This is a genomic window from Terriglobia bacterium, from assembly GCA_020073085.1.
Taxonomy (GTDB): Bacteria; Acidobacteriota; Terriglobia; order JAIQFV01; family JAIQFV01; genus JAIQFV01.
This window is the reverse complement of record JAIQFV010000022.1, coordinates 1-21,549: the sequence shown is the minus strand read 5'-3', so window position 1 is coordinate 21,549 and position 21,549 is coordinate 1. Positions and strand designations below refer to the sequence as shown.

Genomic DNA, 21,549 nt, shown 5'->3' with positions numbered 1-21,549 from the left:
ACCCCTGGCGCCGTGGAGGAATGAAAAAATGAGTAAAACGATCGGAATCGACCTGGGAACTACCAACAGCGTGGTGGCTGTCATGGAGGGTGGCGAGCCTGTGGTCATTGCCAACTCCGAAGGGAGCCGGACGACCCCCTCCGTGGTTGCCTTCACCAAGTCGGGAGAGCGACTTGTTGGCCAGGTGGCCAAGCGTCAGGCCATCACCAACCCGGAGAACACTGTTTTCTCGATTAAGCGTTTTATGGGTCGACGCTACAATGAAGTCAACGAAGAGATGAAGATGGTGCCGTACAAAGTGGTTCAGGCCGGCGGCGGGGATGCCCATGTCTCAATCACAGGCAAGGACTATTCCCCTCCTGAAATCTCCGCCATGATTCTGCAGAAGATGAAGCAGAGCGCTGAAGACTATCTTGGACAAAAAGTGGAGAAGGCCGTGATCACCGTTCCGGCGTATTTTAACGATTCCCAGCGGCAAGCCACTAAAGACGCAGGCCGAATCGCGGGATTGGATGTCGTTAGAATCGTCAACGAACCCACCGCCGCCGCCTTGGCCTATGGCTTGGACAAAAAGAAAGATGAAACCATTGCCGTGTATGACTTTGGAGGCGGGACTTTTGACATCTCGATCCTCGAAGTGGGAGAAGGGGTTGTCGAGGTAAAATCCACGAATGGAGACACCCACCTCGGAGGCGACAACATCGACCATCGCCTCATTGAATGGATCACGGAAGAATTTCGCCGGGACCAGGGGATTGACCTGTCCAAGGACCGCATGGCTCTGCAGCGTTTGAAAGAGGCGGCCGAAAAAGCCAAATGCGAGCTCTCGACGGCCATGGAGACGGAAATCAATCTCCCCTTTGTTACAGCGGACGCCAGTGGACCCAAGCACCTGTTGATGAAGCTGACACGCTCCAAGTTTGAGCAGCTCTGCGAGGACATTCTGCAACGCTCGGTGGGACCGTGCCAGCGGGCCCTCGCGGACGCCGGTTTGAAGTCGAGCGACATCGATGAAGTCGTGCTGGTGGGAGGCTCTACCCGTATTCCCCGCGTCCAACAGATTGTGAAGGACCTTTTCGGAAAGGAACCCCACAAGGGCGTGAATCCGGATGAGGTCGTGGGCGTAGGCGCGGCGATTCAAGCGGGTGTTCTGGCCGGCGACGTGAAGGATCTGTTGCTCCTGGACGTGACGCCCCTGTCGCTCGGGATCGAAACGCTCGGGGGCGTGGATACGGTGCTGATTCCCCGGAACACGACCATCCCGACCCGGAAGAGTGAGATCTTCTCGACCGCAGCCGACAGCCAGACTTCTGTTGAGGTGCACGTGCTCCAGGGAGAGCGATCCATGGCGGCTGACAACCGGACGCTCGGGAAATTCCATTTGATCGGACTCCCGCCCGCCCCGCGCGGCATCCCGCAAATCGAGGTAACCTTCGATATTGATGCCAATGGGATAGTGAATGTCCAGGCGAAAGACCTGGGCACCGGCAAGGAACAGAAGATCACGATCACCGCCTCCAGCGGTTTGAAGAAGGATGAGATTTCTCAAATGCAGAAGGACGCCGATGCCCACGCTGAAGAGGACAAACGGCGTCGGGAGGAAATCGAGGCCAAGAACCGCGCCGATTCCATGGTGTACAACACGGAAAAACTCTTGAAGGAGAATCGCGAGAAGGTCTCCGAGGCCGATGCCAAGAACATCGAGGCAGCGATTACCGACACGAAGAAGGCCATGGAAGAAGGCGGCCTGGAGCGCATCAATCAAGCCGTCGAGGCCCTTACGGCGGCCACCCACAAGCTCGCCGAAGCCATGTACAAGCAGGCCGGGGCAACGGCGGGGCAGGCCGCTCCTCCGCCCGGCGCACCGGCAGGTGAAGCGGGCGGGGCGACGGCGCCTCCCCCGGAAGGTAAACAAGGGGACGTCATCGATGCCGAGTATGTGGATGTGGACGAGAAAAAATAATCCGGAATTCAGGTGAACCGTTGGGCGCTCGGATCAGTCCGAGCGCCCCTTCCTTCTATTGACTCCTTATGCCGACTCCCTCTGATTTGCTCAAGGATCTGATGCTGATTCAGAAAAGATTGAACTCGCTCTTCGACGAATCGCAGCCCGTCTTCGACACGTCCCTGATGCCGACCAGTTCGGCCGGGTATTGGACGCCCGTGGTGGACTGCTACGAGACCGACGATAAGTACGCCATTACGGCCGAGTTGCCGGGGGTATCGCGAGAGGACATTGACTTGCAAGTCCGGGGTCGAAAGATTATCCTTTCCGGGGAACGGAAGCTCAGCCAGGGGATCCCCAAGGAGAACTATCACCGGGTCGAGTGTGCCTCGGGAAAGTTCCAGCGCGCTCTTGAGTTTTCATCGGAGATTGATGAAACACGCGTCGACGCCCAGCTGACGGACGGGGTCCTCCGTATCACGCTACCCAAACGAACCGCTTCTTCCCGCATCATTCCCATCGAAAGACGGGAATAAACTTTGGCAGACCCTGCAGATTGTTTTGCCGGGTTTTTTTTGCCGTCTGACAAAGCCCCCGCCGCGGGAACGCGGCGAGGTGACCACACCCATTCGACCGCAGGATTCCTGCTCGCGGATAAAGAGTTGCAGCCCTGTTTTCCCGATGACCACAAGCTGAGACACCTTCCTTTTAACCGGGGTCGATGAGTGGAGGCGAAAGACTCGATATGGCGCAAGAAGACTTTTACGAGCGGCTGGGCATAAAGCGAACGGCCACACCGGACGAGATCAAGAAGGCCTACCGACGACTCGCCCGCAAGCATCATCCCGATGTGAATCCGGGAAACAAGGCGGCTGAAGAGAAATTCAAGAAGATCTCCGAGGCCTACGAAGTTCTCAGCGATCCAAAAAAGCGGGAGATGTATGATCAATTCGGGACTGCGGACCCGCGTTTCGCAGACGGCTCATGGCAGCAGGCGCGTCCCGGCGCGGGCGGGTTTGACTTCTCCAATTTCGATTTTTCCAATTTTGATTTCTCGGGGGGCGGGCAAGGCCCCTTCAGACCCGGTGCGGGCCGGTCTCCAAAGCCCGATTTGAGAGACCTGTTCTCCCAACTTTTCAGAGAAGGCGCTGTCGGGCGGGAGCCGATGCCCTCGGAGCCCATGCGGGGAAGGGACATTGAAACCCCGGTCCGACTGGACTTTTGGGATTCAATCCGGGGCACCGAGATCCGCATGAATGTCCTCCGCGAGGAAAAGTGTCCGAGTTGTGGCGGCACAGGCAAAGGCCGGAGCAAAACCGCAGGACCCTGCGCCGAATGCGGGGGCACCGGCACCATCAACGTGATGCGAGGCCGCTCAAGGGCTTCATCAATCTGTCCCCACTGCGGGGGGACTGGAAAATTGCCCTCAGTGTGCGGGAGCTGTCACGGATTGGGGCGCATCGAGAAATCCGTTCCCATCAAGGTGAGAATTCCGCCCGGGGTGCACACCGGGACCCGCCTCCGCGTGGCCGGCAAGGGGGAATCCGGACTTGAGGGAATTCCCCCCGGAGATCTCTATCTGGTCATTCAGGTCTCGGAACACCCTTTCTTCAAACGGGACGGGGACAACATTCATTCGGTGGTTCCCATTTCGGTGAGTGAGGCGGCGCTGGGGGCGCGGATTGAGGTGCCCACTCTCGACGGCCGCGCTATTCTGAAGATCCCTGCAGGAACGGAGAGCGGCCAGAAATTCCGACTGGCGGGAAAAGGGGTCAGATCCTCGAAGGGATCCACCCGCGGCGATCAAGTCGTCGAGGTGCAAGTCGTTACGCCGTCGGCAAGCGACGAGCGGACCAAAGAGCTCCTGCGGGAATTGGAACGCCTTCAACCTGGAGATCCTCGCGCCAAGTTATTCGACCAAAAATAGCGCGGTGGTGGCCTGCTCAATTTACGCTTCCCCTGGCACACGACCTGCATTAAACTGGGCAGCGATCGGGAAAGAACTCACCGGCGCGCAGCCCTTGGATTTGACCGGATTGCGCTTGAATTCCGGAATTCACGTTGATCCTTTTCTCAGCGGAGGTCTGATGCAATACTCCATTGTGGGCGATGTCATGCAGGCCGTCAAACTTCACTTTGCTCCGGGCGACCGTGCCCAGGCTGAGCCGGGGGCGATGCTGTACATGAAGGGGGACGTCGACATGGACGTTTCCATGAAAGGGGGGCTGCTCTCGGGTCTGGCCCGCAAACTTCTGATGGGCGAGAAGCTGTTCATGGCAACCTTCGAGTGCCGTGGGCGGGGCGGAGAAGTGGGTTTCGCCGTCCCTTATCCAGGCAGAGTTCAGGCCGTCAATTTGAACAATAGCGCCATCATCGCCCAAAAGCGCAGCTATCTGTGCGCCTTTGGAGACGTCAACCTCAGTGTCGCCTTCACCAAACGCCTGGGGGCGGGGTTCTTTGGCGGCGAAGGGTTCATCCTGGAGCAGATCGCCGGGACCGGAGTCGCCTTTATCCATGCAGGTGGTAATTTTGTGGAGTTCGATTTAGCCCCCGGCGAGCAGTTGCGCGTGGACACCGGTTGCCTGGTGGCCATGGATCCGACGATTGATTATGATATCCAGTTCATCGGCGGCTTTACGCGTTCGCTGTTCGGGGGCGAAGGGCTTTTCTATGCTCTGCTCACCGGACCCGGCCATGTCCTCCTTCAAACACTGCCCTTCTCGCGCATGGCAGAAGAGGTCCTGAGTGCCGCGCATGGGCGGGTGGATGAACAGAAGGGGATCGCCGGGATCGGGGGAAGTATTCTGGGAGATATTCTCAGCGGAGACAGTTAAGAAAAAATTCCAAATTCCAAAATCCAAATTCCAAACAAAACCCAAATTCCAATGAATCAAACGGAAGCCGAGAAAAATTCCGAACAACCTATAAACCCTTCCGATACAGGCATCATTTTTTGAAATTTTACTTTTGGAATTTGGATTTTGGAATTTATCTGGATTTTGGATTTTGTGATTTGGATTTTCGCTATACTCATGATCTTCTTGTTTCCATCCCCGGTAAAATGAGATGACCACAGAAGCCAAAGTCTGTCCCATCTGCAACGGCACCGGCTGGGCGCCAGTGGTCAGCGATGGTTCCCAGGCGGCGGGCGAAGCCGGCAGCCCGGGGGTCCGTCGATGCGACTGCATGCTCGACACGCGCGTCCAGCGCCTTCTCAAAAGCGCGCGAATCCCCCGCCGTTATGAACATTGCTCCTTTGAGAGTTATACCTTCACATCGAGGACGTACCCGGGAACCGATTCCCAGAAATTTGCCAAGGAATTTGCGAGGAAGTTCTCGGAGGAGTATCCCCTGGTCGATGTGGGATTGCTGTTTATCGGTCCCTGTGGCGTCGGGAAAACGCATCTCGCGGTCTCCATTCTCCGGTCCCTTCTCATCAACAAGCACATCGAGTGCCGGTTCTATGATTTTCGTGAACTGCTCAAAGAGATCCAGAACAGCTATAACCCGATCTCCCAGAGCAGTGAGATGGCGATTCTCGAGCCGGTGCTCAGCGTCGATGTCCTGCTGCTCGACGATCTGGGGGCCATCAAGCCGTCGTTGTGGGTCCAGGATACCGTGGCCTATATCTTGAACGCCCGTTACAACGACAAGAGGACCACCCTCCTCACGACCAATTTTCTCGACACCGAACCCCGGGGCCCGGCCCCGGAGGACGACATGCGGCGCGGCAAGAAAGACCGGGCCGCCCAGAACTATCCTGTGGAAGAGTCCCTCACCGATCGCATTGGGGTGCGCATGCGGTCGCGGCTGTTCGAAATGTGCAAGGCCATCGATATGACTGGAGAAGACTTCCGTCAGGTGGTGAAACAAGCACACCACAGGTTCTGAAAAACAAAATCCAAATTCCAAACATCAAAATCCAAATAGACTCCAATACCCAAATTCCAAACAGCCAAGTGGCGGTCCGTGTCTTCTATCGGACTCAATGCAGCCTTTAAGCAGGAGGTTGAGGCGGCTTTGGTTCTTGGAGCTTGTCTATTGGAGTTTATTTGGATTTTGGTGCTTGTGATTTGGAATTTGCTCCACTCGCGTGCCGAAGATCCGCTTTTCAGGTATAATTCATTTTTCTAAATCACATATGAGAATCATCTATGAATGATGCGGAGTTCGCAGAGCGGGCCGAACAAGCCCTGGCTGACCTGGAGGAGCGATTGAACCAGGCTTCGGCCGACATGGACATGGAGGTGGAAGCCGGGGAGGGGACGATCAAGCTGCATTTTGATGACCCTCATCCGGGCACGTTCGTCCTGAGCGCCAACCCCCCCGCCAAGCAACTCTGGCTGTCGGCGCGGACGACCAGCTTTAAATTCAATTGGTCCGACCCGGTCAATGGATTTGTGCACGAAAAATCGGGCGAGCCCATTGACCAGGCTCTGGGACGGCTCATCAGCGAGCAGATGGGTCTCGGCGAGGCGGTCGCGATCTAAGATGGCAACGATCCAAAGGCGACAGACGAGCAATGTGTCCATCGGCCAATCCGTCGTGGGTTCGTGTCATCCCATCGTCGTCCAATCGATGACCAACACCGACACCGCCGATGTCACGGCGACCGTGGACCAGTGCGCGGCCCTGGCCCGCGCCGGCAGCGAGTGGGTCCGTATCACCGTAAACGTGGATGAGGCCGCCCGGGCCGTGCCGGAGATCCGTCGTCGCCTGGATGATCTCGGAGTGGAGGCCCCGCTCATCGGCGATTTTCATTACAACGGCCACTTGCTTCTCACCCGTTACAAGGAATGTGCCCGGGCGCTGGCCAAATACCGCATTAACCCGGGGAACGTGGGGGTCGGCAGGAAGCATGACGAGAATTTCAAGACCATGATTGAGGTGGCACGGGACGAGGGCCGGCCCGTCCGCATAGGAGTCAACTGGGGATCGCTGGACCCGTCGCTGTTGACTCAGATGATGGATGAAAATGCCCGGTTGGCGGAGCCCCTTGCCGCGCGCGAGGTCACCCTCGGCGCGATCGTGGAAAGCGCGTTGCGCTCCGCGGAAATGGCAGAAAGCTACGGCCTGGCCCATGACAAGATCATCTTGAGTGCGAAAGTCTCGGGAGTCCAGGATCTCATTGATGTCTACCGTCGCCTGGCCGTCCGCTGCGACCTGCCGCTGCATCTCGGCCTGACGGAAGCCGGCATGGGGGCGAAGGGCATCGTGGCTTCGACCGCGGCGATGAGCGTGCTTCTCCAGGAAGGGATTGGCGATACGATCCGGGTGTCGCTGACGCCCGCCCCCCAGGGCGACCGGACGGAAGAAGTGCACGTCGCTCAACAGATTTTGCAGTCCCTGGGAATTCGCAGTTTCTCCCCGCAGGTTACCGCCTGTCCGGGATGCGGCCGCACCACGTCGACATTCTTCCAGGAGCTGGCCGACCGGATTCAAACCTACCTCCGCGAGCAAATGCCGGTGTGGCGTGAGAAGTATTCCGGTGTCGAAGAGTTGCGGGTCGCGGTGATGGGTTGCGTGGTGAACGGGCCCGGTGAGTCGAAGCACGCGCACATCGGGATCTCGCTTCCGGGAAGCGGCGAGGAGCCGAAGGCTCCCGTCTACGTCGACGGGAAGCTGTTCGTCACCTTAAAGGGTGAAACCATCGCCCAGGACTTTAACCGCATTCTGAACCAGTACTTGGAGTCCCACTTTGGTGTTCATGCTGCAAACCTGCAAGGGCGTTGAGGATTCGTTCCCTCATCCCCTTCGCACTAACGCGAAAAAAGAAGGGACAGACGCCTGCCTTGCTGCCATTCCTGCAAAGTTGCTTACGAAATGGTGTCTGTCCCTGTTCCGCTCGCCCCTTTTGTGCACCCCATGATTTCCTTCAAATCCTAAGGAGATATCGATGAAGAATAAATGCCTCATTGCCCTGACTGCATTCCTGTTCTTAATCCTTGCCGCAACCGCCGCGGAAAAAGAGAAAATGAGCCCTCAGGTAAGGGCCCTGCGCAGCATTAATGGACCCGAAATCTCGGGGGTCATCAAAACGCTCTCATCGGACGAGTATGAGGGCCGCGCCCCGGCCTCGAAAGGCGAAGAACTCTCAATCCATTACATCGTCGATCAATTCAAGAAGGTCGGACTTAAGCCCGGCAACACCGACGGCACTTATTTCCAGAAAGTCCCGATGGTGGGTGAGACCATTGAAAATACCGATGCCAAACTGGTTTTCACGAGCGGCGAAAAGAAGGAAGAGCTGGGTTACGGGAACGATTACATGGCTTTTACCGAGCGGCAGGCCCCCGAGGTGTCCATTAACGCCCCCGTGGTGTTTGTCGGTTATGGTGTGGTGGCGCCGGAGTACAAATGGAACGACTTCAAGGGCGTTGATGTGAAGGGAAAGGTGATTGTGGTGCTGATCAACGATCCCCCGGTATCGGATCCCAAGGATCCCACCAAGCTCGATCCGAAAACGTTCGGGGGCAAGGCCATGACCTATTATGGCCGGTGGACTTACAAGTATGAGGAGGCGGCTCGCAAAGGCGCCGCGGGTTGCATCATCGTTCACGAGACGGAGCCGGCCGCGTATCCCTGGGAGGTCGTGAAGGGCAGCTGGAGCGGCGAGCAGTTTACCCTCGTCTCCAAGGACAAGGGGATGTCCAAGGTCGCCATCGAAGCCTGGATCACCCACGACCGCGCTGTCCAGTTGTTCAACATGGCGGGAAAAGATTTTGAGGAGATGAAGAAGGCGGCGGTCTCCCGCGATTTCAAGCCTGTGGACCTCGGCGTCAAGGCACAGCTCAGCTTGAAAGTTAAGGACCGCGTGATTAACTCCAACAATGTGGTGGGAAAGATCGAAGGCAGCGACCCTGAGGGGAAGAAGGAGTGGGTCATCTACACCGCTCATTGGGATCATCTCGGGATGCGCGAGACCCCGGAGGGGAAGGAAATCTTTCATGGGGCGCGGGACAACGCTTCCGGGGTCGCCGGGCTGGTCGAAATTGCGAAGGCCTATTCCCTGCTCCCCACACCCCCGCGACGCTCGATCCTCTTTCTCTCAGTCACCGCGGAAGAGAAGGGACTGCTGGGCTCGCTTTATTATGCCAGGCACCCCATTTATCCTCTCAACAAGACGGCCGCCAATATCAACATGGATGGGTTGAATGTGCTCGGCAAGACCAAGGACATTACCGTCATCGGCTACGGCCAATCGAACCTCGATGACATCGTCAAGAAATACGCGACGGAGTCCGGCCTCGTTGTCAAACCGGACGCGGAACCGGAAAAAGGCGGGTACTTCCGGTCCGATCACTTCAGCTTTGCCCAGGTCGGGGTGCCCTCGCTTGATCCCAGTTCGGGCGTCGATTTCGTCGGGCGACCCGAAGGCTGGGGGATCGAGCAGCGCCGGGACTACACCACCAAGCGCTATCATAAGCCCGCCGACATGTTTGACCCCAGTTGGGACCTCAGTGGCGCCGTTCAATATCTGCAATTATTGTTTGAAGTCGGTGAAGATGTCGCCAATGCCTCGACCTGGCCCGAATGGAGCGCCCACAGCGAATTCCGGGCACGACGCGTGGCGATGATGAAGTGAAATTGAATGAACAGCGGCATCGATCAAATCCCTTGCCCTGAAAGGGCTAAATTCATCAGCCCAGGGCAATCCGTCCCGCGAAGGCGGGGCGGAACCGCCCTGGGTACAGTCGCGCAAAGGGGTTTCCAGAACAATTAATTTGCAACGGTGGTCTACAGTAGGAACCTTCCAAAATCGACGCTTTATGGGACAATTGTCATATTTGATTTCATATGGTCGCCGCCGAAATAACCACGTGAATTTCCTTCCCTGAAGGTTTATACTTATTGGCCTAAAACACAGGAAGATGGTAGGGATAGCAGATCCCGCAGAAAGATCCCGGTCGAATTCTCCGAAAGGGTCGGAAGACTTTCTTCATTCCAAGGGAGCAATAAGCGCCATGGCAAAACCGCAACGATATCTGGTGTCAAATCCTCCCGAAGAATCCGCCAGCTTCATGGAATTTGCAGGGAGGCTTGCGGAGATAGGGCGTGGCTTTTATCACCGAGGTTGGGTCCTGGGAACCAGCGGCAACTTTAGCGCCGTCCTGTACCGAAATCCTTTGCGACTGGCCATTACCTCGAGCGGGGTCGACAAGGGCGTGCTGAGTCCCGAGCATATTCTGCAAGTCGACGCCCATGGGAATGTCCTTCACGGCCGCGGACAGCCTTCCGCCGAGACGCACCTTCACCTGACCCTGGTACGATTGCGCGAGGCGAGGGCGGTCCTGCATACCCATTCGATCTGGAGCACGGTCCTCTCCGAACGGTTCGCGGATGAAGGCGGGGTGCGGATCGAAGGGTACGAGATGCTGAAAGGCCTGGAAGGGGTTCGCACCCACGAGCATCGCGAGTGGCTGCCCGTCGTAGAAAATTTCCAGAGCATGCAGGAGCTGGCATTCTCCCTGGAGGAACAGTTGATCCAGCACCCCACCTGCCACGGATTTCTCATCCGGCGACATGGACTGTATACCTGGGGACGAAGCCTCGAAGAGGCGAAGCGTCACGTCGAGATCCTCGAGTTCTTGCTGGAGGCAGTCGGAAGGACGGGACGGTCCTGAACCCTGTTTGGAAGAGGGTTGAGGCAGGAGATTTGAGATCTGAGATGCGTGTACGAGTGCCCCTCATCTTCTTAAACGAGCGTTAGACCACATTCAGCAGCTTTTCTTTGCTAGAGGTTGATTTATGTCGATTGTCACCCCATCCGGGAAAGGGCGGGTCCTGATTGATCCCGATGCTATCAGGAAATATTTGGCCGGCGTGGGGATTGAGTATGATAACTGGATCCCCTCGCACCCCATTGCGCCGGACGCCCCTGCGGATGAGATTCTCACCGCTTACCAGGAGGAAATCAGGACCCTGATGGCTCGTGGCCGTTACGTCACGGCCGATGTCATCGATGTGAACCCCCAGACCCCCGATCTCGACGCCATGCTGGAAAAATTCCGGCGCGAGCACTGGCACGACGAAGATGAGGTCCGTTTCGTCATCCACGGCCGGGGGGTCTTTAGTATCCGGCCGCGGCTAGGGCCCGTGGTGACGATCGAAGTCCACGCCGGCGATTTGATCCGGGTTCCTCGCGGGACCTGGCACTGGTTCAATCTTTGCGCAGACCGTGAAATCCGTGCCATCCGGCTCTTCCAGGATCCGGCAGGCTGGACGCCCCAATACACCAACAGCGGCATGGACGAGCGCTATCAGCCCGTGTGCCTGGGCTCCTCGTATCTCCCCGCCCGGCAAATGTCCGCCTCGTGACCACACCCCCCCCTCGCGTCATGCCGGTCCACGCAGTTCTGCTGGACATAGAGGGCACAACGACACCGATCAACTTCGTCTACCAGGTCCTGTTTCCCTACGCGCGCAAGCACGTTCAAAATTTTCTTGCCGCCCATTTCTCAGCAGAAGAAGTTCAATCGGATGTTTCTCTCCTGCTCAAGGAACATGCGGAAGACAAGCTTCGCGGACTCCAGCCGCCAGACTTGCCCGGCTCCCCGGAGGCACCCCGCCTGGAATCCGTCCTAGCTTACTTTCTCTGGCTGATGGACCAGGACCGGAAATCAACCGGTCTGAAGTCGCTTCAGGGAAAGATCTGGCAGGACGGCTATCGGGCAGGGGCGCTGCGAAGCCAGGTTTTTCCGGATGTCCCTCCCGCCCTGGCCGCCTGGCATGCCCGGTCGATCGACATTTGCATCTATTCCTCCGGCAGCGTTCTCGCCCAGAAGCTTTTGTTTGCCCATACCGAAGCGGGAGACTTGACGAAATTCATTAAAGGATATTTCGACACGACCACGGGGACAAAAACAGACCCACAAAGTTATCGGCGCATCGCAATCGCGCTCGAATGCCCGGTTTCCGCAATCTTTTTCATTTCGGACGTCACTTCAGAACTCAGTGCGGCGTTGACGTCGGGTATGCGCACCGCGCTGTGTCAGCGCCCGGGAAACCGTGAACAGTCTGAAGCGTCGAAACACCCGGTCATTCGGAGCTTCGCGGAATTGAATCTCTGAGGTCCCCCGTCCTTGAAAGAATTCTTCCCACCTGTGTCCTTTGGTCATTCCCAGCGTGTGATCCATCCTAAGAAAATTCAGGAGCACCCCGATGAATCGGGGTGCTGACGAGTCTACAGAAGGCAATAGAAACCGTTTCCAACGGTTTTGCAGGAACTCCACGAGACATGGAAAGGAAGGCTCGTTGGAGTGTTCGTGACGGGTCGCATTCGCCCGAATCAAAACCGATGAATCGGTTGAATGGAGGAAAGAGCAGAGGACGGAGAACACCCCGATGAATCGGGGTGCTGTCGGCAAAAAATACGCTTCCTCACAGCATCCTCCTTCTTGTGGTGGGCTCCTCCCGCAACCTTGGCGCACGCATGGTTCGCTTCTCTCCCTCAACAAATCCAGAAGGGACATTGATCGGGGGGGTAATGGAAAGGGATAAGTAAAATGCAGAAACTACGGATAGGCCGGGAGAAGGTGGTCCTCTCGTGGATTCGGATCAAACATCCGGGCGTTTATTCCGGCCCGCGGACAGGGGCCGTCCTCAGAGGTTTGACAAAACGTCTCAGGCTGCGGCAACGGCCAGCTCGTATCCCCGCCGAAACGCTTGCAGGTTCAACTCCGCGAAGCGAGCCGGGACAGAAGACTGGATGGCCTGTTCCATGGCCTCGCGGCTCACCACATCGGTTTTTCCGGCGAAGAAGCCCAGCATGATGATATTCGCCACGACTTTCTTGCCCATCTCCTCCGCAAGCCGCATTGCGGGTACGGCAAAAAGTTTATCCTGACCCGCCCCGGGCTTGACCAGGTCCTCATCGATCAGGATGGTGCACCCGGGGGCGAGATCCTTTGTGAAGGTTGTGAAGGCTTCCTGGGACATGGCGACCACCACGTTCGGGGTGCTGACTTCCGGATCGTTGATCTCTTCTTCCGAGATCACCACCTGGGCGGAGCAGGCGCCTCCGCGGGATTCCGGACCATATGCCTGTGTCATGGTGGCGTTCTTCTTGTCGAAGATCGCGGCCGCCTTGCCGATGATGTAACCGGAGAGGATGATGCCCTGTCCGCCAAATCCTGAAACTCGAACTTCTGTCCGTGCCATAGGTCAATTCTCCAGTAAACGATTTTTCTTACTCGGCCTCGACGATCCGGCTTTCTTCCAGCCCGAGGTCGCCCCACATCTCCGAGAGCCGGTCCTGGAAGGAGGGGCGCTCGTTATCCACGAACTTGCCGACCTTGATCTTCCCGCCCAACTCGATATCCACATCCCGCGGGTCGGCGCCCGCCACGGTGAGCGAGTTGGCTTTGAAGTATTTCATCATGTCGAGCCCGGTGGGGAAACCATTGCGGCTGCCAAACACGGTCGGACATGGCGAGATAATCTCGATGAAACTGAAACCGCGCTTTGCGAACGCCTCTTCCACGCTGCGTTTAATCTGGCGGACGTGAAAAGTAGTCCATCGTGCCACGTACACTGCGCCGGCGGCCGCCGCGAGGAAGCACAGGTTGAAAGGCGGCTCGTAATTGCCGTAGGGGGAGGTCGAGGTCTTCGAATGAGTCGGGGTCGTGCAGCCCACCTGGCCGCCCGTCATGCCGTAAATAAAGTTATTCACGCAGATGACCTTCAAGTCCATGTTGCGCCGCGCCGCATGAATCAGATGGTTTCCACCGATGGCAAACAGGTCTCCATCCCCGCTGAAGACAAAGACCTTCAGCTTGGGATTCGCCAGCTTTAGTCCCGTGGCAAAGGGGATGGAGCGTCCGTGCGTGGTGTGGAAGGAATCCAGTTTCAAATAGCCCGCGACGCGCGCCGTACAACCGATGCCCGAGACCACGGCAAAATCCTCCTGCGGGACGTCCATGTCCGCCAAAGCCTCGATGGTGGAGCGCAGGGCAGTTCCAATGCCGCAGCCGGGACACCAAATGTGGGGCAGACGGTCCATTCTCAAGAACCGTTCCACCATGGTTTCATTGTCAATCACTGCATCTTCAATGAGAGCGCCCATAATCTATTCTCCCTGTCTTTTTTCGCCAAATTTTTTATCAAGCGGGACAGATCAGCGAAGTACGAGGGTTTCTTCGACAAGCCCGCTGCCGGACTTCACCCGGATGGCCTCTTCGATCACCGACAGAACCTTCTCCGGATGATGAATGGCGCCGCCCGCGTGGGTGACCGCAATGGTCCGGGCCCGCCCCCCGGCACACCGTTCGACTTCCCGCGCGATCTGTCCAAAATTGATTTCCGGAACGACAAAGGCGGACACCTTGCGCGCCAGTTCCCGGATCATTTTTTCCGGGAAAGGCCAAACCGTAATGAGCCGCAGGAATCCCACCCGGTAGCCCTTGGCCCGGGCCATAGCGACTGCACTCTTGGCGGTTCTCGCCGAGATCCCGTAAGAAATCACGATGACGTCGGCGTCGGAGAGGTTTTCTTCCTGGACCCGGATAATGCGGTCCGCGTTGAGCCGGATCTTATCCACCAGGCGGTGAACCAGTCGCTCTTGAGCTTCCGCGGTCACGACCGGATACCCTTTTTCATTGTGAGTCAGTCCCGTCACATGCACATAGTAGCCTTCTCCCGCGGTGCACATTTCCGGCACCAGGTCTTCCCGCGGCTGAAAGGCCTTGAACTCGTCCCGCGGCACTGAAGGTTTGCGGCGGGACACAAGGCGAATATCTTCCGGCTTCGGCACCACCACCTTCTCCGTCATGTGACCCACCACCTCATCGCTCATCACCAGCACCGGAATGCGGAAGCTTTCGGAGAGGTTGAACGCTTCAATGGTGAGGTCAAAACATTCTTGAGGGGACTGAGGCGCCAGAGCGATGACTTCGTAATCACCGTGTGAGCCCCAGCGCGCCTGCATCATGTCGGCCTGGCCGACCAGGGTCGGCAGACCGGTGGAAGGGCCGCCTCGCTGCACGTTGACCAGCACACAGGGGGTCTCGGTCATGATCCCCAATCCAAAATTCTCCATCATCAGGCTGAACCCAGGACCCGAGGTGGAGGTCATCGATTTCGCGCCCCCCCAGGAGGCTCCCAGGATGGCGTTCATGGAAGCAATCTCGTCCTCCATCTGGATAAACACCCCTCCCACTTCCGGAAGGCGCTTCGACATTCGCTCCGCAATCTCAGTCGCCGGCGTGATGGGATAACCGGCAAAAAACTTGCACCCTGCCGCCAACCCGCCCTCGGCACAAGCCCAGTCTCCGTTGACAAAGTGTTCACCCGTCAAAACCGACCGCTGGTCACTCATGGCGCACCTCCTTCGCTGTCACCGTCGTTTTCTGTTTGGGTTTCTTCTTTTCACTTCCAGCAGGCGTATAAATGGCAAACTCAGGACAATAGTATTCGCAGAGCTTGCAGTTGCTGCAGGACATCGCCTCTTTGACGACGGGCGGATGGTAGCCCTTTTTATTAAAATCCTTGGAAATCGCCAGCACATGCTTGGGACAGAATTCGATACAGAAGGAGCATCCCTTGCAGAGATCCTTCACAATGGCCAGCTTCCCTTCCAGGATTTCTATCTCAGCATCCGGAGAAAGTTCAGAGTAGGGGATCATTAGAATTTTCCTCTCAGTTTCTTGTCGCGGAACACCGCAGTCAGGTGCTCCCATCAATCAGAATTGTTCAATTTTTCACAAAAAGGGCATCTGCCACGCTCGACTTGCATTTGCCGATCGACCCCCGCGATGCGGGGTGGATGAGGGGAGGTTCAGGAATTTATACCGAAAAGGTCTAATTTATCTAAAGGAGGGAGAACCGCTTGAAACCAGAACAGACAACAGAGGTTGTCAGAAAATACGATTAAAGGACGAAATTTTAATGGATAAGCCGGTCTGTTGAATCAGCGGGCTCCAAATTCAGATGAAATTTGATCCTATTGCCTCCTGTTCACCATTGATGCGCCCTCCAGTTCTCAGGCGCACTGCGTTCTAAACATTACAATGCTATCACGGCAATTGTGCCATAATGCAAGCAAAAAATTCAGGGAAAAATGGACTCATGAGGAATTCACATCAGAGTAATTCTGGTGGCGAATTTGCAAACATCATTCAAGAAGGAGATTCTCTATGGCTCGCAAGGTGATTCATGAAGCGCAAGGCCCCATCCAGGTGGGCGAACAATGGGTTTGCCGTTGTGGGCTTTCGACGAACTGGCAGGGCCCGGATCCTCAGCCGTGGTGTGACGGCTCACATAAAAGAACCCGGGATGAAGAAGCAGGAAAGATCTACGAATACAAGCCGGATGGAACCCGGATCGAAGTGAGTTAGGGGATTCTTGGTTTATTCAGACGCTCCGCCGGAGGGCCTCTCCTGATGGCCTGCAAGGCGGCCTTGCGAAAACCCATCGCATGGAAGCTAAGTTTGTGAGAAAATCCATTTGCCTCTCGAAAAGCGGACCGATCGAGAGGTTCCCCAGGGTTATTTCATAAACGAGGAGAGGTGCTTCATGTTGCTATCATTCAAGGACAGCATGTTGGATCTGATTATCAGGACATCCAGCGATCTTCCTGCGGACGTCCGCGAGGCGATGGCGCGTACGATGGCTGAAGAAATTCCAGCAAGCCAGTCCTCCCAGGCGCTCAACGTGATCGGGACAAACATCGACATGGCGGAATCCTGTGAAGGACCCATCTGTCAGGACACCGGTTGGCCGACGTTTGAAATACGCACCCCGGTCGGGGCCAATCAGATGGAAATGAAGAAGGACATTGCGGCGGCGCTTGAGGATGCCACACGGCGAGGGAAGCTGCGCCCCAATTCGGTGGACTCCATCACGGGCAAGAACTCCGGAAACAACCTCGGCCCGGGCACTCCCACCGTTCATTTCGAGCAGTGGGAGAATGAGGAAGAGATTGAAGTCAAGCTGCTGTTGAAAGGCGGCGGATGCGAAAACAAGAACATTCAATACTCCGTGCCGTGCGAGCTGCCTCACCTGGGCCGCACGGATCGAAGCCTCGAGGGGGTTCGCAAGTGTCTCCTCCATGCGGTCTGGCAGGCGCAAGGGCACGGTTGCAGCGCCGGGGCGATCGGAGTTTGCATCGGGGGCGATCGGATGCAGGGGTACACCATGGCGAAGCAGCAGCTGTTCCGGACGCTCGATGATGTCAACCCCAACCCGGAGTTAGCAAGACTCGAAGATTACATTCTGAAGACGTCCAATCTCTTAGGCATCGGTACGATGGGATTTGGGGGCAACGCCACACTGATCGGCTGTAAAATCGCTGCGGTCAATCGTCTGCCCGCCTGTTTCTTCGTGACGGTGGCTTATGATTGCTGGGCCTTCCGCCGGCTGGGCGTTGTGTTGGACGCCAGGACGGGTGTCATCAAGCGGTGGCTCTATCGGGACGCCACTCAACCACCCCGGAAGATGTCGGTGGGAGAGGGGTTCACCAGCACGGGCAAGGAAGTGCGCCTGGAGGCGCCGATCAACGAGGAGAGGATTCGTTCCCTCCGAGTGGGTGATGTCGTCATGATCAGCGGTGAAATGTTCACCGGGCGGGATGCGGTGCACTCTTATCTCATGAAGCATGAGCCGCCCGCCAGCCTTCAAGGACACATCATTTACCACTGCGGGCCCGTCATGCTGAAGAACAATGGGACCTGGAAAGTGGTCGCAGCCGGTCCGACGACCTCCATCCGTGAGGAACCCTACCAAGCCGAGATCATCAAGCGCTATGGCATCCGCGCCGTAATTGGCAAGGGCGGCATGGGAGCGAAGACTTTGACGGGACTGAAAGAGGCGGGCGCCGTCTATTTGAACGCCATTGGGGGGGCGGCCCAATACTATGCCCGATGCGTGGATGAGGTCCTCGGGGTCGATCTTCTGGATTTCGGGATTCCGGAGGCCATGTGGCATCTGCGTGTTCACGATTTTCCGGCCATCGTGACGATGGATGCCCACGGAAATTCGCTCCACGCGGATGTGGAAAAGGCCTCTGCGGCGGTCCTCGAAAAATTCGCAGCGCCGGTGTTTTGAGGTTTTTGAGGTTGTAGGGGCGCACAGCCGTGCGCCCTGCCCATGACGCCCTTCCTGCGCAGGGCGTCCACCGCGGAGCGCTGTGCGCCACCGCGTCGGTTTTCGAAATTTCCCAATAAGGAGACGTGGCCATGAAATTGAGCATGAAGTGGATGTTTTCAGCGGTTGTGTTGGTTCTGGCTTTAACGGCTTCAATGGTGCTCGCCTTAGACGTCGTGAATTACAAGAGCCTGGCCGGTGTGGTGTGGCATCAGCAGGACCTCTACGTGACGATTAACAGTTTTACAGACCAGTGGAAGAATGTTGTCGGCAAGAACTGGTTTATGACGATGACGGTGCAAAACCGGGGAGAAGATCCGGCCACCTTTGATGCCTCCAAGATCGAGATTGACGACAGCAAAGGCACGAGCTTTCGGGCCCAGCCGGTTCCCGGGACGCCGCAAAGCGAGTTAAAACAGACCATTCCTCCCGGCGGCACCGCTCAATTCAAAGTGATGTTAGACGGCCACATTTACTTCGACCGGCGCACTCCCGCCCATTTGAAATATACACTCGACACGAAGGTTGACATCATCAAATGACGTCTCAACGATTCAGTTCAATCCGGAGATCTGATTTAAAGCTCGGAAACGAGCCCGCAAGAGAAATCAAGCCGCGAAGCGGCTCCCAAGGCGTGGGGGGAAGGGGTAAAGCGCCCGGCGTGAAAACATCGTATAAGTTGTGTTCCTCCCGGCATTTTCTTTTTTTGTTGCTGGCAGCGATGCTCCTCCCCGCTCATTTCGTGGCGCAGCAGGCCCCCGCGCCTTGTCCCTCCCAGCCCGATATCGACCGGGCCACTGCCCTCCTGAAGCAGGAGAAGGTGGACGATGCGGCCAAGATTCTGAAGGGGGCCGTAGACAATGATCCCAAGTGTCCGGGGGCGCACCTTCAATATGGAAACCTGCTCTACAAGCGGGGCCGCGTGGGCGACGCGTTGCTGGAATTCCAACAGGCCGTGAAACTGGATCCCAAGTTGGAGGAAGCCAGCCATCGTCTCGGTAACACCTATGCACGCCTGAACCGGTTCGATGATGCCATCAAGGCCTTCAAGGCGGCACTCGCCCTGAATCCCAACGCGGCTGATGTCGAGGTGGATCTGGGAAATGTCTATGCCGTCCGGGGTGTCGCGGCGGAGGGCAAGGCCCACTACCTGGCGGCATTAAAGATCAATCCCAACCTGGCAGTGGCGCGCAATAACCTGGGACTGCTGCTTAAAGATGAGAAGAACTACGAAGAGGCGATCAAGGAATTTGAGAAGGCAGCCTCCATCGATCCTGCCTATGCGGATCCTCATGAAGGTTTGGGGGACGTTTATACCCTTCAGAAGAAATACAATGACGCGGTCCGGGAGTACGAATTGTACCTGAAGCTGGCCCCCAATGCGGATGATGCCAACGTGGTCCGGCGAGCCATCTCCGCAGCGAAATCCATGGCCGCCAGGCCTCAAAGCAAGTCCCAATAGGCCTCGGGGCCGCGGGTTTATTCAATAAGAAACCCGAGGGCAAGATCCCTCGGGCGTGGAAGTAATCTTGCATGGGATATTGAATACGTGGTTCTGATCCCTAGAATCCTCCTAACTTCAAAGTCCCCGCCAACAATAGAATCCTCAAAAGCACTCAATCGCCATCCCCAGAAAAGAGCGAAAGTCTCACTCTCGGATGAATTGCACCACTGCCTTTTGAATCTTTGCATAGCAGGCTTGCTAGTCGCTGAAATGCTAGTGCAGCCATGCAGGTGCTGACTGAGATTCTCCCCCAATCAAGATGTCTAGATGCTAGGGATTCCATCCCACTTTCCTGCTCACTGTCCGCATCCAGTCCAGGGTGCCCACAGTAACAGAGGTGCTCCGCCATGAAACCGAATGGATGTCCCATTTAGGACAGACAGATGTCAGCCGCAGAATTAGTATCCTCATTGACGGTGGAGGCTGTAACTCTCGTGAACGCGGCAACAGAGAGGGGCCTAAGCAACTTTGCTAGCCCCCTACCCACAATCTTGAGGCTGTCCCTTGATACACGACAAGGACGTTAATAGTATGTGTGATCAACGGCGCCCGGCTTCCGAGTCGGTCTCTTTAGTTTCTTTTTAACGTTGTGGTCATTGTTGGAATTACCCCCATTAGACTTCAAACCGGATGTTAATTGATAATCCAAACTTTTCAATAACAAAGGAGTCAAACATGAGAACACTTATCGTCGGAATAATGGCTGCCATTCTTCTTGCCTCGTGCATATCTCCCGCTTATGGCGGGACCAGACATGGAGTTTTTTGGCAGGGCGCGAATCAGACTGATTGGACGACCGCCGAAATTCAAAACCAGGCTCAGAAACTCCAAGGAACGGGGGTCAATTGGGTAGTTCTTGAGGTTTTATGGACGTGGTCGGAGCCGAACGGTTCAACCCCGACTCCGCAAGGGCCCCAGAGTTACTTTGGTCCAACGGTTCAGGCATGGCACAACTACAACTTTGTCGTTCTAGATCAGGTAGTAAACGAGATGCGCGCAAGAAACATTTAGATTGTGATCAGACTCGACCGTCACCCCACCTGGGCGGGAGGTAATCCTTGTGATGGTTTTGAAGCCCCGTGTGGAATCATCTACACTAATCACAAACAGATATTCAAGGACAACTGGTATGACTTCGCTTACAACATCGCAACTCGCTATCCCGACGTTACAAACTGGATCCTCTGGAACGAACCGAATCTGGCCGAGAATTTCAGCCCCCAGAGCCCTCTTAATCCAACGGGCCTCGTCAGTGAATACATGGATCTCATTCAGTTTCCAGGCCACAACGCGATCACGACAGCCATCCCAAGTGCGAGAATGATTGGTCCTGATATTTTTACCCCTTCTGGAGGAAATGAAGGGTACACGTGCGATTATTGGAATCACTGTATGAATTGGTTATCGGGGTGGACCGATTCGTTACTGCGGTATTTTCCCTCTTTCTTTGAGACGTTTTCGATTCACAATTACAGCATTGATGAAAGAGCTCAGGTAAGCGCCGTTTCGAAAGTGTGGAATAAGATGGTGGGCCTAGGCGTCCAAAGACGGATCTGGCTGACTGAATTTAACTATCGGAACGGAACATGCTCGGAGCCAGAGTGGTCGATAGCGAATTGGACCCAATCTCTTTACCAGAAAATGACCTGGGAGCGATCGTTCTATTTTGTCCTTCAGGACCCAGAAGGCCAAGGTTGCGGTTTCGGCTTGCTATATGGTCGACAATTAGAGTTTTTGGAAAAAACCCCCCTCTATTCCCGTTTTCAGCAGATCGTTGCGGCAATCCCTTAACGTCAGGCGCACAGTTATCCAATAGAAGGCAAGTCGTATCCGAAATCAGGGGCAGTCGCCGTGTTCTTCGAACATCCTTGAGAATGGCGGCTGTCCCGAATGGCACTAAGTTAAGGGTTTTTTCGGTACTGATTGCGGTGACGGATTTCTTTATACAGTTTTCGGGGTGCGGTTAACAGCGGAAAGTTCTTGGGGCGGCGTTTGCGGGCGCGAGGCTCAACCCGATAGG

Annotated in this window: 21 protein-coding genes; 17 read left to right on the top strand and 4 right to left on the bottom strand. The window is 56.3% G+C overall.

The window, feature by feature from the left end; all coding sequences use genetic code 11:
• The first annotated feature begins 28 nt into the window (after positions 1–28).
• From dnaK to mtnC, 11 genes are all read left to right on the top strand, one after another.
• The gene (gene dnaK, locus LAO21_18320) at positions 29–1,963 is read left to right on the top strand and encodes a molecular chaperone DnaK (protein MBZ5554677.1); all 1,935 of its coding nucleotides are present in this window, start codon (positions 29–31) and stop codon (positions 1,961–1,963) included.
• Positions 1,964–2,031: 68 nt separating this feature from the next.
• Complete coding sequence (locus LAO21_18315; GenBank protein ID MBZ5554676.1) at positions 2,032–2,481, top strand: Hsp20/alpha crystallin family protein; 450 nt, start codon at positions 2,032–2,034, stop codon at positions 2,479–2,481.
• A gap of 209 nt (positions 2,482–2,690) precedes the next feature.
• Entirely contained in the window at positions 2,691–3,872 is a 1,182-nt protein-coding gene (dnaJ, locus tag LAO21_18310; protein MBZ5554675.1) for a molecular chaperone DnaJ, read from the top strand.
• Positions 3,873–4,032: 160 nt separating this feature from the next.
• Entirely contained in the window at positions 4,033–4,779 is a 747-nt protein-coding gene (locus LAO21_18305; protein ID MBZ5554674.1) for a TIGR00266 family protein, read from the top strand.
• Between the two features lie 232 nt (positions 4,780–5,011).
• A complete protein-coding gene (locus LAO21_18300; GenBank protein MBZ5554673.1) occupies positions 5,012–5,836 on the top strand; it encodes an ATP-binding protein in 825 nt (274 codons plus the stop codon).
• Between the two features lie 263 nt (positions 5,837–6,099).
• A complete protein-coding gene (cyaY, locus tag LAO21_18295; protein MBZ5554672.1) occupies positions 6,100–6,435 on the top strand; it encodes an iron donor protein CyaY in 336 nt (111 codons plus the stop codon).
• A gap of 1 nt (position 6,436) precedes the next feature.
• The gene (gene ispG / locus LAO21_18290) at positions 6,437–7,678 is read left to right on the top strand and encodes a flavodoxin-dependent (E)-4-hydroxy-3-methylbut-2-enyl-diphosphate synthase (GenBank protein MBZ5554671.1); all 1,242 of its coding nucleotides are present in this window, start codon (positions 6,437–6,439) and stop codon (positions 7,676–7,678) included.
• 163 nt (positions 7,679–7,841) lie between these two features.
• On the top strand, positions 7,842–9,530 hold the full coding sequence (locus LAO21_18285; GenBank protein MBZ5554670.1) for a M28 family peptidase: 1,689 nt from the start codon (positions 7,842–7,844) through the stop codon (positions 9,528–9,530).
• Between the two features lie 436 nt (positions 9,531–9,966).
• Complete coding sequence (gene mtnB, locus LAO21_18280) at positions 9,967–10,569, top strand: methylthioribulose 1-phosphate dehydratase (protein ID MBZ5554669.1); 603 nt, start codon at positions 9,967–9,969, stop codon at positions 10,567–10,569.
• A 124-nt stretch (positions 10,570–10,693) separates the two neighbouring features.
• Complete coding sequence (locus LAO21_18275; protein MBZ5554668.1) at positions 10,694–11,263, top strand: cupin domain-containing protein; 570 nt, start codon at positions 10,694–10,696, stop codon at positions 11,261–11,263.
• A gap of 20 nt (positions 11,264–11,283) precedes the next feature.
• Positions 11,284–12,015: an acireductone synthase gene (gene mtnC, locus LAO21_18270; protein ID MBZ5554667.1), complete on the top strand. Its 732-nt coding sequence runs from the start codon at positions 11,284–11,286 to the stop codon at positions 12,013–12,015.
• 553 nt (positions 12,016–12,568) lie between these two features.
• Here mtnC and LAO21_18265 read toward each other — a convergent pair.
• From LAO21_18265 to LAO21_18250, 4 genes are read right to left on the bottom strand one after another with little or no spacing between them, the layout of a single operon-like run.
• Entirely contained in the window at positions 12,569–13,105 is a 537-nt protein-coding gene (locus tag LAO21_18265) for a 2-oxoacid:acceptor oxidoreductase family protein (protein MBZ5554666.1), read from the bottom strand.
• Positions 13,106–13,133: 28 nt separating this feature from the next.
• On the bottom strand, positions 13,134–14,009 hold the full coding sequence (locus LAO21_18260) for a 2-oxoacid:ferredoxin oxidoreductase subunit beta (protein MBZ5554665.1): 876 nt from the start codon (positions 14,007–14,009) through the stop codon (positions 13,134–13,136).
• Positions 14,010–14,060: 51 nt separating this feature from the next.
• Positions 14,061–15,260, bottom strand: a complete 1,200-nt coding sequence (locus LAO21_18255) for a 2-oxoacid:acceptor oxidoreductase subunit alpha (GenBank protein ID MBZ5554664.1) — start codon at positions 15,258–15,260, stop codon at positions 14,061–14,063.
• The gene (locus LAO21_18250; protein ID MBZ5554663.1) at positions 15,253–15,567 is read right to left on the bottom strand and encodes a ferredoxin family protein; all 315 of its coding nucleotides are present in this window, start codon (positions 15,565–15,567) and stop codon (positions 15,253–15,255) included. The genes LAO21_18255 and LAO21_18250 overlap by 8 nt, the downstream gene beginning before the upstream one ends.
• Before the next feature lie 510 nt (positions 15,568–16,077).
• Here LAO21_18250 and LAO21_18245 point away from each other — a divergent pair.
• From LAO21_18245 to LAO21_18220, 6 genes are all read left to right on the top strand, one after another.
• On the top strand, positions 16,078–16,278 hold the full coding sequence (locus LAO21_18245) for a CDGSH iron-sulfur domain-containing protein (GenBank protein ID MBZ5554662.1): 201 nt from the start codon (positions 16,078–16,080) through the stop codon (positions 16,276–16,278).
• Between the two features lie 181 nt (positions 16,279–16,459).
• Positions 16,460–17,986, top strand: a complete 1,527-nt coding sequence (locus LAO21_18240) for a fumarate hydratase (GenBank protein MBZ5554661.1) — start codon at positions 16,460–16,462, stop codon at positions 17,984–17,986.
• A gap of 131 nt (positions 17,987–18,117) precedes the next feature.
• Positions 18,118–18,567, top strand: a complete 450-nt coding sequence (locus LAO21_18235; protein ID MBZ5554660.1) for a DUF4352 domain-containing protein — start codon at positions 18,118–18,120, stop codon at positions 18,565–18,567.
• On the top strand, positions 18,564–19,487 hold the full coding sequence (locus tag LAO21_18230) for a tetratricopeptide repeat protein (GenBank protein MBZ5554659.1): 924 nt from the start codon (positions 18,564–18,566) through the stop codon (positions 19,485–19,487). The genes LAO21_18235 and LAO21_18230 overlap by 4 nt, the downstream gene beginning before the upstream one ends.
• A 717-nt stretch (positions 19,488–20,204) precedes the next feature.
• Positions 20,205–20,540 (top strand): hypothetical protein, encoded by a 336-nt coding sequence (locus tag LAO21_18225; GenBank protein MBZ5554658.1) that lies wholly within the window; start codon positions 20,205–20,207, stop codon positions 20,538–20,540.
• Positions 20,541–20,543: 3 nt separating this feature from the next.
• On the top strand, positions 20,544–21,320 hold the full coding sequence (locus LAO21_18220) for a hypothetical protein (protein MBZ5554657.1): 777 nt from the start codon (positions 20,544–20,546) through the stop codon (positions 21,318–21,320).
• The last annotated feature ends 229 nt before the right edge of the window (positions 21,321–21,549 follow it).

What these genes read in the sequence shown, in the direction of transcription:
- LAO21_18305 (MBZ5554674.1), top strand. Translation starts at nt 4,033, where the DNA reads ATGCAATACTCCATTGTGGGCGATGTCATGCAGGCCGTCAAACTTCAC.
- ispG (MBZ5554671.1), top strand. Translation starts at nt 6,437, where the DNA reads ATGGCAACGATCCAAAGGCGACAGACGAGCAATGTGTCCATCGGCCAA.
- LAO21_18235 (MBZ5554660.1), top strand. Translation starts at nt 18,118, where the DNA reads ATGAAATTGAGCATGAAGTGGATGTTTTCAGCGGTTGTGTTGGTTCTG.
- LAO21_18255 (MBZ5554664.1), bottom strand. Translation starts at nt 15,260, where the DNA reads ATGAGTGACCAGCGGTCGGTTTTGACGGGTGAACACTTTGTCAACGGA.
- LAO21_18315 (MBZ5554676.1), top strand. Translation starts at nt 2,032, where the DNA reads ATGCCGACTCCCTCTGATTTGCTCAAGGATCTGATGCTGATTCAGAAA.
- cyaY (MBZ5554672.1), top strand. Translation starts at nt 6,100, where the DNA reads ATGAATGATGCGGAGTTCGCAGAGCGGGCCGAACAAGCCCTGGCTGAC.
- LAO21_18275 (MBZ5554668.1), top strand. Translation starts at nt 10,694, where the DNA reads ATGTCGATTGTCACCCCATCCGGGAAAGGGCGGGTCCTGATTGATCCC.
- dnaJ (MBZ5554675.1), top strand. Translation starts at nt 2,691, where the DNA reads ATGGCGCAAGAAGACTTTTACGAGCGGCTGGGCATAAAGCGAACGGCC.
- LAO21_18245 (MBZ5554662.1), top strand. Translation starts at nt 16,078, where the DNA reads ATGGCTCGCAAGGTGATTCATGAAGCGCAAGGCCCCATCCAGGTGGGC.
- LAO21_18250 (MBZ5554663.1), bottom strand. Translation starts at nt 15,567, where the DNA reads ATGATCCCCTACTCTGAACTTTCTCCGGATGCTGAGATAGAAATCCTG.
- LAO21_18300 (MBZ5554673.1), top strand. Translation starts at nt 5,012, where the DNA reads ATGACCACAGAAGCCAAAGTCTGTCCCATCTGCAACGGCACCGGCTGG.
- mtnB (MBZ5554669.1), top strand. Translation starts at nt 9,967, where the DNA reads ATGGAATTTGCAGGGAGGCTTGCGGAGATAGGGCGTGGCTTTTATCAC.
- LAO21_18230 (MBZ5554659.1), top strand. Translation starts at nt 18,564, where the DNA reads ATGACGTCTCAACGATTCAGTTCAATCCGGAGATCTGATTTAAAGCTC.
- LAO21_18265 (MBZ5554666.1), bottom strand. Translation starts at nt 13,105, where the DNA reads ATGGCACGGACAGAAGTTCGAGTTTCAGGATTTGGCGGACAGGGCATC.
- mtnC (MBZ5554667.1), top strand. Translation starts at nt 11,284, where the DNA reads ATGCCGGTCCACGCAGTTCTGCTGGACATAGAGGGCACAACGACACCG.
- LAO21_18225 (MBZ5554658.1), top strand. Translation starts at nt 20,205, where the DNA reads ATGAGAACACTTATCGTCGGAATAATGGCTGCCATTCTTCTTGCCTCG.
- dnaK (MBZ5554677.1), top strand. Translation starts at nt 29, where the DNA reads ATGAGTAAAACGATCGGAATCGACCTGGGAACTACCAACAGCGTGGTG.
- LAO21_18260 (MBZ5554665.1), bottom strand. Translation starts at nt 14,009, where the DNA reads ATGGGCGCTCTCATTGAAGATGCAGTGATTGACAATGAAACCATGGTG.
- LAO21_18285 (MBZ5554670.1), top strand. Translation starts at nt 7,842, where the DNA reads ATGAAGAATAAATGCCTCATTGCCCTGACTGCATTCCTGTTCTTAATC.